Origin of the sequence: Arthrobacter sp. Edens01, assembly GCF_001307035.1 — a bacterium.
In the GTDB taxonomy this organism is placed as follows: Bacteria; Actinomycetota; Actinomycetes; order Actinomycetales; family Micrococcaceae; genus Arthrobacter_B.
This window is the reverse complement of sequence record NZ_LKIU01000003.1, coordinates 59,187-71,829: the sequence shown is the minus strand read 5'-3', so window position 1 is coordinate 71,829 and position 12,643 is coordinate 59,187. Positions and strand designations below refer to the sequence as shown.

11 protein-coding genes and 1 tRNA gene are annotated in these 12,643 nt (G+C 64.5%); 7 read left to right on the top strand and 5 right to left on the bottom strand.

The annotated features are described in order from the left end of the window. Positions 1 to 13 precede the first annotated feature (13 nt). Positions 14 to 685, top strand: coding sequence for a FadR/GntR family transcriptional regulator (locus AO716_RS04775; protein WP_055239828.1), 672 nt, complete (start codon positions 14 to 16; stop codon positions 683 to 685). Between the two features lie 23 nt (positions 686 to 708). Here the strand turns inward: AO716_RS04775 and AO716_RS04770 are convergent, their stop codons facing one another. Then, a complete protein-coding gene (locus AO716_RS04770) occupies positions 709 to 2,874 on the bottom strand; it encodes a RecQ family ATP-dependent DNA helicase (RefSeq protein WP_082413330.1) in 2,166 nt (721 codons plus the stop codon). A 119-nt stretch (positions 2,875 to 2,993) separates the two neighbouring features. On the opposite strand from AO716_RS04770, the gene AO716_RS04765 reads away from it, so the two are divergent. Next, entirely contained in the window at positions 2,994 to 4,400 is a 1,407-nt protein-coding gene (locus AO716_RS04765; protein ID WP_082413329.1) for a phosphomannomutase/phosphoglucomutase, read from the top strand. A gap of 4 nt (positions 4,401 to 4,404) precedes the next feature. Beyond that, positions 4,405 to 4,869: a hypothetical protein gene (locus AO716_RS04760; RefSeq protein ID WP_055239827.1), complete on the top strand. Its 465-nt coding sequence runs from the start codon at positions 4,405 to 4,407 to the stop codon at positions 4,867 to 4,869. Positions 4,870 to 4,933: 64 nt separating this feature from the next. Here AO716_RS04760 and AO716_RS04755 read toward each other — a convergent pair whose 3' ends face one another. Then, a complete protein-coding gene (locus tag AO716_RS04755; RefSeq protein WP_055239826.1) occupies positions 4,934 to 6,769 on the bottom strand; it encodes a phosphoenolpyruvate carboxykinase (GTP) in 1,836 nt (611 codons plus the stop codon). Positions 6,770 to 7,134: 365 nt separating this feature from the next. On the opposite strand from AO716_RS04755, the gene AO716_RS04750 reads away from it, so the two are divergent. Further along, a tRNA-Arg gene (locus AO716_RS04750) sits at positions 7,135 to 7,210 on the top strand. A gap of 133 nt (positions 7,211 to 7,343) precedes the next feature. Further along, positions 7,344 to 8,768, top strand: a complete 1,425-nt coding sequence (locus AO716_RS04745; RefSeq protein WP_055239825.1) for a dihydrolipoyl dehydrogenase family protein — start codon at positions 7,344 to 7,346, stop codon at positions 8,766 to 8,768. A gap of 8 nt (positions 8,769 to 8,776) precedes the next feature. On the opposite strand, the gene AO716_RS04740 is transcribed toward AO716_RS04745, so the two are convergent. From AO716_RS04740 to upp, 3 genes are all read right to left on the bottom strand, one after another. Then, the gene (locus tag AO716_RS04740) at positions 8,777 to 9,304 is read right to left on the bottom strand and encodes a SixA phosphatase family protein (protein WP_055239824.1); all 528 of its coding nucleotides are present in this window, start codon (positions 9,302 to 9,304) and stop codon (positions 8,777 to 8,779) included. Positions 9,305 to 9,450: 146 nt separating this feature from the next. Beyond that, positions 9,451 to 10,305 carry a winged helix-turn-helix domain-containing protein gene (locus AO716_RS04735; RefSeq protein ID WP_055239823.1) on the bottom strand — a complete coding sequence of 285 codons (855 nt, stop codon included), beginning with the start codon at positions 10,303 to 10,305 and terminating at the stop codon, positions 9,451 to 9,453. Between the two features lie 510 nt (positions 10,306 to 10,815). Beyond that, complete coding sequence (upp, locus tag AO716_RS04730) at positions 10,816 to 11,451, bottom strand: uracil phosphoribosyltransferase (protein WP_055239822.1); 636 nt, start codon at positions 11,449 to 11,451, stop codon at positions 10,816 to 10,818. 79 nt (positions 11,452 to 11,530) lie between these two features. Between upp and tadA the strand changes: the two genes are divergently transcribed. Beyond that, entirely contained in the window at positions 11,531 to 12,025 is a 495-nt protein-coding gene (gene tadA, locus AO716_RS04725) for a tRNA adenosine(34) deaminase TadA (protein ID WP_055239821.1), read from the top strand. Positions 12,026 to 12,069: 44 nt separating this feature from the next. Then, positions 12,070 to 12,558, top strand: coding sequence for a pyridoxamine 5'-phosphate oxidase family protein (locus AO716_RS04720; RefSeq protein ID WP_055239820.1), 489 nt, complete (start codon positions 12,070 to 12,072; stop codon positions 12,556 to 12,558). Positions 12,559 to 12,643: the final 85 nt, after the last annotated feature.

Sequence of the window (12,643 nt, the reverse complement as noted above, 5' to 3'; positions counted from 1 at the left end):
CTAGACTTGGTGCATGGCAGTAACGGACGAGGCGATCACCAAAATCAAGGCAATGCTCATCAGCGGTGAGCTCAAGGCCGGTGACCGCATTCCTCCGGAGAAGGATCTCAGTGAACGCCTTGGACTCTCCCGCAGTTCGCTGCGCGAAGCGGTCAAGGCCCTTGAACTGGCCCGTGTACTGGACGTCCGGCGGGGCGACGGCACCTACGTCACCAGCCTTGAACCGGCCATCCTGATGGAGACCATGTCATTTGTGGTGGACCTGCACCAGGAAAGGGCGGCCGCGGAACTCCTGGAAGTGCGGCGCATCCTCGAACCGGGGTCCGCGTCGCTGGCCGCCCGCCGCATCACCGGGGACGCAGCCAAAGAGCTTCAGGGCTGTGTGGCGTCTGTGGAGGAGAACTCCTCCGTGGAGGAGCTCATCGCCCACGACCTTGCGTTCCACGCCTTGGTCGCCAAGGCCTCCGGCAACGCGTACCTGCACGGCCTGCTGGAAGGCCTGTCCGCCAGCACCCTGCGCGGACACATCTGGACCGGCCTGATGCAGGACAAAGCCGTATCCGCCACCCTCGCCGAGCACGCGGCCATCGCCGCAGCTATCGCAGCCGGGGACCCGGACCTGGCCCGCGCCCTGATGACCGTGCATGTCAGCGGCGTCGAGTCCCGCATCCGCGCCGCCGCCTGACCTGCGCCGCTACTCCACGCCGCTTAAGCCTTCAGCGCCAGCACAAACGGCAGTACGGATTCGGCCCCGGCCAGCCGCAGGGTGCGGCCGGCTTCCGTGAGCGTCCAGCGGCTGTCCGCGAAGTCGTCCACCAGCAGCACCGGCCCGGGATTCGCCGCGAACCACGCCGCGCCCTCGGCCGGCACAGCGAACTGCTCCCAGACGGATGCGAGCCGGAAGGCACTGTTGCCGCCCGGACCTCCGGCGGGGCCTCCGTGCGGCAGCTGCAGGGCACCAAGGTACGGGATCCGGCCAAGCTCGGAGAGCCCCTGGGCCAGTGAACCCACAAGCTGCGGACGGGACCGGCTCGGCACGGACACGACCGCTACGGGCCGCTGCGTCCAGCCCCACTGCGCCAGCACCTGGACACAGCCGTTCAGCAGCGACTGGTCCACCGGGCCGTCCACGGCACCCGGCCCAAAGATCTCCCGCAGCCGTCCGCCCCAGCCCAGATCCGTCAGGCGTGCCAGCGCCCGGCCTGTTGAAACTGCAGCGTCCGGCTTGATCTTCCCCTTTACCGGCACACCCAGCCGGTCCATGCCCGTCGGGTACATGCCGCGTGGATCGATGTCCACGCCCACCCGGGACAGGGCCTGCCCGGCGGTGTCGGCGGCCTCGGTGGCAACGTCGTCTGAATACCAGCGTCCGGCGCAGTTGTCGCAGCGGCCGCAGGGTGCCGCTGCCGGGTCATCCAGCTGCCGGGACAGGAACTCCATCCGGCAGCCGTCGGTGTTCTCATAGTCCAGCATCGCCTGCTGTTCCCGAACCCGGGCGGCGGCGATCCGTTCATAGCGTTCCCGGTCGTAGGTCCAGGGCCGCCCGGTTCCCCGCCAGCCGCCGGTAACCCGTTCCACTGCACCGTCCACGGCGAGCACCTTCAACAGGAGCTCCAGCGGAGAACGCTTGAGGTTCACGAGTGTTTCAAGCGCCCCGGTGGAGAGTACGGATCCATCGGCGAGTTCGCGCAGCACGGCGTTGGCCGGTCCTTCGGAGGGCATTGAGGACGTTGCAAAGTACTCCCAGATATCCCGGTCCTCCGTTCCCGGGAGCAGCAGGACGTCAGCGTTCGGGGTGCCGCGGCCGGCACGGCCTACCTGCTGGTAGTAGGCCACGGGTGAGGACGGCGCTCCCAGGTGGACAACAAAGCCCAGGTCCGGCTTGTCGAACCCCATGCCGAGTGCACTGGTGGCAACCAGTGCCTTGACCTCATTGTTCTTCAGGGCCGCTTCCGCCTGTTCCCGGTCGGCAGGGTCGGTCCGGCCGGTGTACGCCAGCACCGGATGCCCGGCCTTCTGCAGCAGCCGGGCGGTGTCTTCCGCTGCAGAGACCGTCAGGGCGTAGATGATGCCGCTGCCGGGCAGTTCATTGATGTGGGTCAGCAGCCAGGCGAGCCGGCTGCGGGGGCTGGGCAGCCGGAGTACCCCCAGCCGCAGGGAGTCCCGGGCCAGCGCCCCGCGGATGGTGAAGACCTCTTCCCCGCCGGCAGCGAGCTGTTCTTCCACGTCCTTGACCACGCGGGAGTTCGCTGTGGCCGTGGTGGCCAGCACCGGAACCGAATGCGGCAGCTGCTCAATCAGGTGCCGGATCCGGCGGTAATCCGGCCGGAAGTCGTGGCCCCAGTCGGAAATGCAGTGCGCTTCGTCGATCACCAGGAGGCCGGAACGCCGCACCAGTTCCGGCAGGTGGTTCTCGCGGAAACCGGGATTATTCAGGCGTTCCGGGGAGACAAGGAGCACATCGACGTCGTCGGCTTCCAGCCGCGCGGAGATGTCCTGCCACTCGAGCTGGTTGGCTGAGTTAATGGCTGCGGCGCGGACTCCGGCCCGGGCAGCGGCGGCAACCTGGTCCCGCATCAGGGCCAGCAGGGGCGAAACGATGAGCGTGGGTCCCGCACCGCGGGCGCGCAGCAGGAGGCTGGCCACGAAGTACACCGCGGACTTCCCCCAGCCGGTGCGCTGGACAACGAGGGCACGCCTTCCGCCGCGGACCAGGGCCTCAATGGCCTCGTACTGGCCCTCATGAAACTCGGCGTCGTCCCGGCCCACCAGCGCCCGCAGGAGGGTGGTTGCCTCCGCACGCAGGGCAGCGGCGTCGGCCGTTTCTTGTGGGGCGGGTGCTGTGGGGATGTTCTGGGCGGATACCGGTTCCATACCCTCCACTATTCCAGCCGGGACCCCCTCACGCCGAAGCCCCGGACAGGCAATGTGGAAAAGTCCGCAGCCGCCCCCGCCTGCCCCGCTGCAGCGCGCTCCCCTATAGACTGCATGGCGTGACTACTGCATTCGATCTTTCCTCGTCCTTCAAGGCCTATGATGTCCGCGGCGTTGTCGGCGAGACCATCACGCCCGAAATCGTCAAGGCCGTTGGCGCCGCTTTTGTGGACGTCCTTGGCCTGGCCGGGGAGACGGTCCTGGTGGGCGGCGACATGCGCCAGTCCTCCCCGGAATTCATCAAGGACTTCGCTTCCGGCGCCACCGCGCGGGGAGCCTACGTACTGCTGCTGGACCTGATTTCCACTGATGAGCTCTACTACGCGTGCGGTTCGCTGAACGCTGCCGGCGTGACCTTCACCGCCAGCCACAACCCCGCGCAGTACAACGGCATCAAGATGGCCAAGGCCGGAGCAATCCCGATTTCCTCCGAGACCGGGCTGAAGGAAATCCAGAAGGCCGCAGAGCGGTACCTGAACGACGGCGTGATCGACTCGGTGGAGAAGCCGGGCCAGATCAGCGTGCGGGACGTCCTCGGCGACTACTCCGCGTACCTGCGCGATCTGGTGGACCTGCGCGGTATCCGCCCGCTGAAGGTAGTGGTGGACGCAGGCAACGGCATGGCAGGCCTTACCACCCCCGCGGTCCTGGGTGATTCGATTCTCCCCGGACTGCCGCTGGACATTGTGCCGCTGTACTTCGAACTCGACGGTTCGTTCCCGAACCACCCCGCCAACCCGCTGGAACCGGAGAACCTGCGGGACCTGCAGGCCGCCGTCGTCGAGCACGGCGCAGACCTGGGCCTGGCGTTCGACGGCGATGCTGACCGCTGCTTTGTCATCGATGAACTCGGCGCCCCGGTCAGCCCTTCGGCGATCACAGCCCTGGTGGCCCGCCGCGAAATCGCCCGCGCCAAGGCAGCCGGCGAAGACGTCCCGGTGATCATCCACAACCTGATCACCTCCCGCGCGGTTCCCGAGCTGGTGGAAGCCTGCGGCGGCCGCGCTGTCCGCACCCGGGTGGGCCACTCGTTCATCAAGGCCCTGATGGCCTCCGAAGGAGCTGTCTTCGGCGGCGAGCACTCTGCGCACTACTACTTCCGTGACTTCTACAACGCGGATACCGGCATGCTGGCCGCGATGCACGTCCTGGCTGCACTCGGCGAGCAGGATCTCCCCCTCTCCGATCTGGCCCGCGAATACGAGCCGTATTTCTCCTCCGGCGAGATCAACTCCAAGCTGGACGACGTCCAGGCAGCCGTGGACCGGGTGCGCGGCGAGTATGACCGCGCAGGCGTCACGGTGGATGAACTGGACGGATTGACTTTCACCTCAGATGACGGACAGTGGTGGTTCAACCTCCGCGCGTCCAACACCGAACCCTTCCTCCGGCTGAACGCCGAGGCAGAGGACCTCTCCACTATGGAGATGGTCCGCGACCGTGTACTTGAACTAGTAAGGAAATGAGCTCATGGCTGACGTTGAACTGACCGGCGGAGAACCTTCCGCCCAGGTACAGGATGACCTGAACTCACTGCTGGGCACCGCCCTCGGTGTCACGCAGGAACAGCTCGAAGCGCAGGGTGCCTTCCTCCCGGCTGCCCTGGTGGTACAGAACGACGGCGAACTGCGCATGGTCGCCGTCTCTCCCGAAGAGAGCGACGAGGACCTGGACGCGGAGGCCATGATCGATGACCTCTACACCGTCCTGGAAGAGCAGAAGGACCAGAACCGTGCCGTAGCCGTGTTCTCCGACATCACCCTGCCCGACGAAGGCACCGACGCCATCCACGTGGTGGCTGAGCACTCTGAGGGCGTCTGCATCTCCGCGATCCAGACCTACTCCGAGCAGGACGGCCAGTGGACCTTCAACGATCCCATCTGGGAATCCGGCGAGCCGATCGTCTGGGCCAGCAGCGAAGCAGCTGATTCCTAGACGCAGGCAAACAGAAGGCCCCGCACTCATTCGCTGAGTGCGGGGCCTTCCGTTTGTTCAGGACCTACTTCGCGGCTGCGAAGCGCTCCTTGAGTTCGGCCAGCTTGGCGGAGAGCTCCTCGGGCAGGGAATCACCGAAGCGGGCGTACCACTCGTCGATGCCGGCCAGCTCGGTCTCCCACTCGGCCGGGTCCACGCGCACTGCGGCTTCGACGTCGGCCGGGGTCATGTCCAGGCCCTTGAGGTCAATCGAATCGCCGGTGGGCACAAAGCCGATCGGGGTTTCGACGGCGTCGGCCTTTCCTTCGAGGCGCTCGATGACCCACTTGAGCACACGCGAGTTCTCGCCGAAGCCGGGCCAGGCGAAACCGCCGTCGGCCGTGCGGCGGAACCAGTTCACCAGGAAGATCTGCGGCAGCTTCTCCTGGTTCGCGGTGCCGCTGAGGGTGATCCAGTGCTTGAGGTAGTCACCTGCGTCGTAACCGATGAACGGCAGCATGGCCATCGGGTCACGGCGCACCACGCCCACGGCTCCGGCAGCGGCCGCCGTGGTCTCCGAGGACAGCGTGGAGCCCATGAAAATGCCGCTGGTCCAGTCGCGCGCCTGGGTGACCAGGGGAACCGTGGTCTTCCGGCGGCCGCCGAACAGGATCGCGGAGACCGGCACACCGTTCGGGGAATGGTATTCCTCAGCGAGCATGTCGATCTGGTCGATCGGGGTGCAGAAACGGGAGTTCGGGTGCGCAGCAGGGGTGCCCGCTTCCGGAGTCCAGTCGTTGCCGCGCCAGTCCGTCAGGTGCGCCGGCGTCTCGTCCGTCATACCTTCCCACCAGACACCGCCGTCGTCGGTCAGGGCCACGTTGGTGAAGATCGAGTTGCCCTTGGCGATGGCGCGCATCGCGTTGGGGTTGGTGCTCCATCCGGTGCCCGGGGCAACGCCGAACAGGCCGGCTTCCGGGTTGGTGGCACGGAGCTCCCCGTCGTGGCCAAAGCGCAGCCAGGTGATGTCATCTCCGAGGGTCTCGACCTTCCAGCCTTCGACGGTCGGATCAAGCAGGGCCAGGTTGGTCTTGCCGCAGGCGGACGGGAAGGCAGCGGAGACGTAGTAGTCCTTCTTCTCCGGGCTGGTCAGTTTCAGGATGAGCATGTGCTCGGCGAGCCAGCCTTCGTCCCGTGCCATGACCGACGCGATGCGCAGCGCGTAGCACTTCTTGCCCAGCAGGGCGTTGCCGCCGTAGCCGGAGCCGTAGGAGTAGATGGAGCGGTCTTCGGGGAAGTGCACGATCCACTTCTCCTCGTTGCACGGCCAGGGGACATCTGCTTCGCCCTCAGCCAGAGGGGCGCCGACGGAGTGCAGGGCGGGGACGAAGAAGGCGTCAAGTTCCTCCATCTTGCGCAGCACGTCGGTGCCGATGCGGGCCATGATCCGCATGGAGGCGACCACGTAGGCGCTGTCGGTGATCTCGACGCCGAACTTCGGGTCCTCGGCGTCGAGGTGTCCCATGACGAACGGAATAACGTACATGGTGCGGCCGCGCATTGAACCGGCAAAGAGACCGTTGAGCTTGGTCCGCATTTCCGCGGGATCCATCCAGTTGTTGGTGAATCCGGCGTCTTCCTTCTTCTCGGAGCAGATGAAGGTCTGCTCCTCGACGCGTGCCACGTCCTTGGGATCGGAGAAGGCAGCGAAGGAGTTGGGGAAGGTCTCAGGGTTCAGGCGGGTCAGTGTGCCGGCCTCTACCAGTGCGTCGGTGAGCGCCTTGTTTTCCTCGGCAGATCCGTTGACCCAATAGACGTCGGCGGGCTGCGTCAGCTCTGCCACTTCCTGGACCCACGCCAGCAGGCCACGGTGGGTGGTGGGTGCCCCGCTGGAGGCCTCCCTGTTCTTGCTGTCCTGCATTTGGCTAGGAGCAGCGTTGCCGCTCTCATCGAGAACTAGCTGACGCGCGTCATCGCCCATGACTCTTCCCTTCGTTGGGTCAGTGGTATTTTTTGATGCTATTTCCCAGCTGCGGCCCTCCAGCGGGCCAAAGATGCTACCTATGTGGCGAACAGATCCAAGTTTGCCTAGATTTCAAGGGAATTTCATCCAAAATCACTGTTTTGTGTGACGAAGGTCATATAGACCGGTCTAGTATTCGGCCGTAACGGAACCCGATTGGCGTTCTCCCGGGAACCCCGCTATAGTTATCTACGGCCAAACAGCCACGGAAGAACTTGAAAGAAGCCGGGGAAACCCACCAACTTCAAGGATATTCCAAAAATGCGTGCGTAGCTCAACGGATAGAGCATCTGACTACGGATCAGAAGGTTGGGGGTTCGAATCCCTTCGCGCGCACCACTGAAACCCGGCCTGACCTGCAGAAATGCGGTCAGGCCGGGTTTTTTTCTGCCCGCGCCGCGGTGTCGTTCGAGATGACGGCAGGCCTTTGCCGCTCTTGCCCCGGAGGCGGACAGATGGAAGGCTCGGGCCCATGACTGAATCCCTGGAAACAGATGTCGTAGTCATCGGCGGCGGAGCGGCGGGAGAGAACGCTGCGGGCCGTGTGGTGCAAGCCGGGCTCCAGGCCATCCTGGTCGAGTCCGCCCTGGTTGGCGGGGAGTGCTCATACTGGGCATGCATGCCGTCAAAGGCACTTCTGCGACCGGGCACGGTCCTGGCCGAAGCGCGCGCCGTGGACGGAGTCCGCCAGGCAGTGACCGGAGGACTTGACGCCAGGGCGGTCCTGGACCGGCGGAATTCCTTCACCTCAGACTGGGACGACGCCGGCCAGGTGGAGTGGGTCAGGGAAACAGGAATCGGCCTGGTACGCGGCCGCGCCCGGCTTACCGGTGAGCGTTCTTTGCAGGTGAGTGACGACGACGGCACACGGGCAACCATCCGCGCCCGGCACGCCGTCGTTCTTGCTACCGGATCCCTACCGGTCCGCCCTCCGCTCGAAGGCCTGGACCAGGTCAGTTTCTGGGGAACGGCAGACGCGACTTCGTCCCAGGAAGTGCCTCCCCGCCTCCTGGTAGTGGGAGGAGGAGTCGCCGGAACCGAACTGGCGCAGGCCTATGCCCGTCTTGGCTCTGAAGTATCCATGGTGGTGCGGCACAACCTGCTGGATGCGTTCCCCCGGCCGGCAGCGGACCTCGTGGAGGAGGCACTGCGTGCCGACGGGATCACCCTCCATACCGGCACTACGGCCGAACGGGTCTTCCAGGACGAGTCCGGCAGCATTGTCCTGGCGCTGCCGGACGGAGAAATGCTACACGGAGACCGGCTGCTGATCGCCACCGGACGGCGCCCAGCATTGCACGGGCTCGGGTTGGAAGAACTGGGCCTGGACCCGGATTCGCTGGTTTCCGATGCCAGCGGGCTGGTCGCCGGGTCCGGCAACTGGCTTTACGCCGTCGGTGATGCTGCAGGAAAGGTTCTGCTGACCCATCAGGGCAAGTACGAAGCGCGCGCAACGGGTGCCGCAATTGCAGCACGCGCTAAGGGCGAGATTGGTTTCGAAGCTCCGCCGGACTGGAGCCGGTTTGCCGCGACGGCGGATCACTACGCAGTGCCGCAGGTGGTTTTCACGGATCCCGAGATAGCGATGACCGGGCTGAGCCCAGAGCAGGCGAAGGAACGCGGCATCCGGGTTTCGGAAACGTCCCTGCCGATCAGCGTGGCTGGATCATCCCTCTATGCCGACGGATACAGCGGCTGGGCCCAAATGGTTGTTGATGAGGACCGGGGCGTACCGGTTGGTTTCACGTTCGCCGGGCCCGGTGTGGCTGAGCTGCTGCATGCCGCCACGATTGCCGTGACCGGGCAGGTCCCGCTGGACAGGCTCTGGCATGCCGTTCCTGCCTACCCCACCATCAGCGAGGTGTGGCTGCGCCTGTTGGAAAAGTACGGACTTTAGCGGCCCTTTCAGCCCCGGGGCACCACAAAATCGGTAACACGTGCGTCGCGGCCGTCGAGTTCGGCCCAGGGCACCTCGACTTCCATGACGGTCAGTCCGGAGGTTGGATAATGGGTAGCCATTTCCATCACGGCGTCTTCGTTGGAAGCAAGGGACGCCAGCCGCATGCCGACGTCCTGGACCCCCGGCATATGCGCAATCACCAGCAGGCTGGTTACCGTCTCCGGTACATGGTTGATGACGCTGATGATTCCCGACGCCGAGGCGTCGTAAAGACGGTCCTCCAATTTGGCGGTGGGCGCCTTCTCCCCCAGTTCGTCGCAGACCCACGTGCAGGTCTGCCGTGTCCGCAGGGCGTAGGAGCAGAGGATAAAGTCCGGAACGGAGTCGTTCTCCCGCATCCAGATCCCGGCCTGCGGGGCGTCCCTGTGACCGCGTCCGGAGAGCGGGCGCTCATGGTCCGAGGTGACCTCGCGCGGCCAGTCTGCTTTGGCATGCCGCAGCAGCATCAGTTTTTTCAGGTGGTGGCCGCTCATGGGCCAAGTCTATCCGCGCGGGGGCCCTGGCCGGGCCGCGGCCTCTGCCCTGCAGGGACCGGCATCCTGAGAGGGCAGAAACGGCTGCTTTGAGGATCAAAGCAGCCGTTTCTAGCCTCTTCCAGTGGTTGGCGCCGCAGGTCTTGCTAGATGCTGTATTCCGGAGCGGCCCAGACAACAACTTCGGGGTGCTCATAGAACCTGTAACCCTGGCCCCGTACTGTTCGCACGGTGTTGGCCAGCCGGCCCAGCTTTGAACGCAGCCGGCGGATGTGAACGTCGATGGTCCGCTCATTGGGCACTTCCTCGGCATTGCGCCACAGGCCGGAGAGCAGCTCCTCGCGCCCAACGGTCCGGGAAGCGTTCTCCACGAGGTAGTTGAGCAGTTCGAACTCCTTGAACGTAAGGTTCAGGGTTTCGCCGTCCAGGTGTACCTCGCGGCGGGAAAGGTCGATAAGCACGCCGGTTGGCCGCGGTGCACTCTGCTGAACGGGTGACGGTGCAGGCATCTCCTGGCGTGGCTTCCGGCTGACAGTCGGGTCCCCCAGTGCCTGGCGGACAACGTCGATGTCAGAGCCGGCGGCACTGGCAGGTGCCAGTGCTACGGCCGCGTGGCTTTGAGCACCCGGCACAAGTGTCTGGACGTGCGCCCGGATTTCCTGGGCCAGCTTAGTGAGCGTAGTTCCGGCGGCCGCGGCGGCGTGTTCATCCAGGCCAACGTAGATCACGAAACCTCTGGCAACCGTGTCATTGGCAACTGGCTGCGGGCCGGGCACTCCGGACGGGCCGACCACTGGTGTCGGGGCGGTGACGGGCATTCCCTCCGGATAGGAGGGACGCGGTGAACGGGCCGCGTTGGGAACTACCTGGCCAGGGAACTGCTGTCCCGTGGCGGGCGCACCGAACTGGCGGGCAAACCCAGCCGGCCGTGCTGGTATTCCGGCTGCCCTTGTCTGGGCATTGCGGAGGGAGATGTGGACGTACCCGGATGCTACTGACATTTTGGGACCTCATGGTGAATTGCCGTCGAAACGGCACTATGCAGGGAGTGTGTCCGTTTCGCAGGCGCAGGGGTTGCGCCACTCAACAGAACTGGTGTGGTGCCTGGGATGGGGGGTGGTGTCCCTGGCCTGCATTCGACGACAGCAGCTCTTCGGCCCGGCATGGCTGCCGGAAAGAAGATCTGCGACACATGCTGTCGTGTGGATGTTCACGTTACGGATTATTGCATGTAACAAAGAAGTACGCACAAGTAACAATGGTCCCGTCGTCTCAAATAGTGGACGTTACACGTGCATCTGTGAGCTATTTCACCCTCCAAGACAAATACCAGCGAATGTCCTTGGTATTCCCCAATCGGAATAGATCCCGGATCTACAAGGGATTTCGGTCAGTTCCCGCATTAACGACAAAGGCGGCTCGTAAGCACACTTACGAACCGCCAGAAGTCAAGCACCTGTCAAACTGTCCACATATTGAGACAATCTAGGCGCGTTTGGATGCTTTCCGCGTTAGTGGACGACGCCGTAGAGGCGATCTCCAGCATCTCCCAAGCCGGGCACGATATAGGCCTTTTCATCCAGCCGCTCATCAATGGAAGCCAGGACAATGGTGACGTTGGCGTCGGCCAGCTCCTCCTCCAGCACGCTGAGGCCTTCCGGTGCACCCAGCAGGCAGATGCAGATGATCTCAGCAGCGCCCCGGTTGAAGAGGAACTTGATCGCCTCGCGAAGCGTGCCGCCGGTGGCCAGCATGGGGTCCAGGACGAACACCTGCCTCCCGGTGAGGTCGTCCGGAAGCCGTTCCGCATAGGTGATGGCTTCGAGGGTCTCCTCGTTGCGGGCCATGCCCAGGAAACCGACCTCGGCAGTCGGAACCAGCCGTGTCATCCCTTCAAGCATTCCCAACCCTGCGCGGAGGATGGGGACAACCAGCGGGGTCGGCTTGACCAGCCCCGTGCCAATTGCAGAGGTAACGGGAGTCTCAATGTTCACGGGTTCAACCCGGACGGTCCGTGTGGCCTCATAGGCGAGCAGGGTGACAAGTTCTTCTGTCAGCATCCGGAAGACCGGTGAAGGGGTGTCCTTATCCCGGAGAACCGTCAGCTTGTGGGCTACGAGGGGATGATCCACTACTAGTACGCGCATGAGTCCAAACTACCACCGAGGACCCCGGCAAACCGGGCCCATTTGTCCTCCGGAGGTATGAATAAGGGACCATAGCCGTATGGAATCCCCCACAGCTGCACACCAGGCCTGGATGGGACTCGCCCTGGAGCAGGCGCGCGCCGCCCTGGACACTGACGACGTCCCCATTGGCGCCGTCGTCGTAGGTCCGGACGGAACCATCCTGGGCACCGGACGCAACGAGCGTGAGGCGACCGGCGATCCGACGGCCCACGCCGAGGTTGTGGCAATCCGCCAGGCAGCTGCGGCGCTCGGCGAGTGGCGGCTGGAAGGCTGCACCCTGGTGGTCACCCTGGAACCGTGTGCCATGTGCGCCGGCGCCATTGTCCTGGCCCGCGTGCCACGCGTGGTGTTTGGGGCCTGGGACGAGAAAGCCGGCGCCTCCGGTTCCGTTTTCGAGATCCTGCGGGAGCCGCGGCTGAACCACTGGGTGGAGGTTTTCCCAGGCGTCCGGGAAAGGGAATGTGCTGAACTCCTGCTCACGTTTTTCGGCTCACGGCGTAGGAGCCGCGGTTCACACGGCATTAAACAGTAAGTAGGCTTTCTTTCATCCGTGGAACCTACCAGCTAGGAGCAGGCATGACTTCAGAGCACCAAGAGGGCGTAGATCGCGTAGTCAAGATCCTGGAACACGCCAAGATCGGCAACCTGACCACCCAGGATCTTCAGGGCAACCTGGTCAGCCGGCCGCTGGAGCTGCAGGAAACGGATTCCGACGGCAATCTGTGGTTCTTCACCCAGGACCCCTCCCCCAAGGCCGACGAGATCCGGGCCAACCCGAACGTGAACGTCTCCGTGGCGGACAAGAAGGGCTACCTCTCCATCAGCGGCCGTGCAGAGATTTCCCGTGACCAGGAGAAGATTCAGGAGCTTTGGAGCGCCTCGGCTTCAGCATGGTTCGAAGAGGGACGCGAAGATCCGTCCATTGCGCTGATCAAGGTCAACAGTGACACCGCCGAGTACTGGGTGTCGGACGAACCCAAGATTGCCAGCATCTTCAAGATCGGTAAGAGTGCCGTAACCGGCCAGACGCCGGATATCGGAAAGAACGACGTCGTCGACCTCTAGCGCAGGCTCGCCGTCCCGGCCCCGGCGGACCCGGGGCCGGGACGTTTTGGGACTGGGGCCAAACACCCGGTAAGGTTGACGCGTT

What these genes read in the sequence shown, in the direction of transcription:
- AO716_RS04775 (WP_055239828.1), top strand. Translation starts at nt 14, where the DNA reads ATGGCAGTAACGGACGAGGCGATCACCAAAATCAAGGCAATGCTCATC.
- AO716_RS04770 (WP_082413330.1), bottom strand. Translation starts at nt 2,874, where the DNA reads ATGGAACCGGTATCCGCCCAGAACATCCCCACAGCACCCGCCCCACAA.
- AO716_RS04760 (WP_055239827.1), top strand. Translation starts at nt 4,405, where the DNA reads ATGGCTGACGTTGAACTGACCGGCGGAGAACCTTCCGCCCAGGTACAG.
- AO716_RS04755 (WP_055239826.1), bottom strand. Translation starts at nt 6,769, where the DNA reads ATGCAGGACAGCAAGAACAGGGAGGCCTCCAGCGGGGCACCCACCACC.
- AO716_RS04745 (WP_055239825.1), top strand. Translation starts at nt 7,344, where the DNA reads ATGACTGAATCCCTGGAAACAGATGTCGTAGTCATCGGCGGCGGAGCG.
- AO716_RS04740 (WP_055239824.1), bottom strand. Translation starts at nt 9,304, where the DNA reads ATGAGCGGCCACCACCTGAAAAAACTGATGCTGCTGCGGCATGCCAAA.
- AO716_RS04735 (WP_055239823.1), bottom strand. Translation starts at nt 10,305, where the DNA reads ATGTCAGTAGCATCCGGGTACGTCCACATCTCCCTCCGCAATGCCCAG.
- upp (WP_055239822.1), bottom strand. Translation starts at nt 11,451, where the DNA reads ATGCGCGTACTAGTAGTGGATCATCCCCTCGTAGCCCACAAGCTGACG.
- tadA (WP_055239821.1), top strand. Translation starts at nt 11,531, where the DNA reads ATGGAATCCCCCACAGCTGCACACCAGGCCTGGATGGGACTCGCCCTG.
- AO716_RS04720 (WP_055239820.1), top strand. Translation starts at nt 12,070, where the DNA reads ATGACTTCAGAGCACCAAGAGGGCGTAGATCGCGTAGTCAAGATCCTG.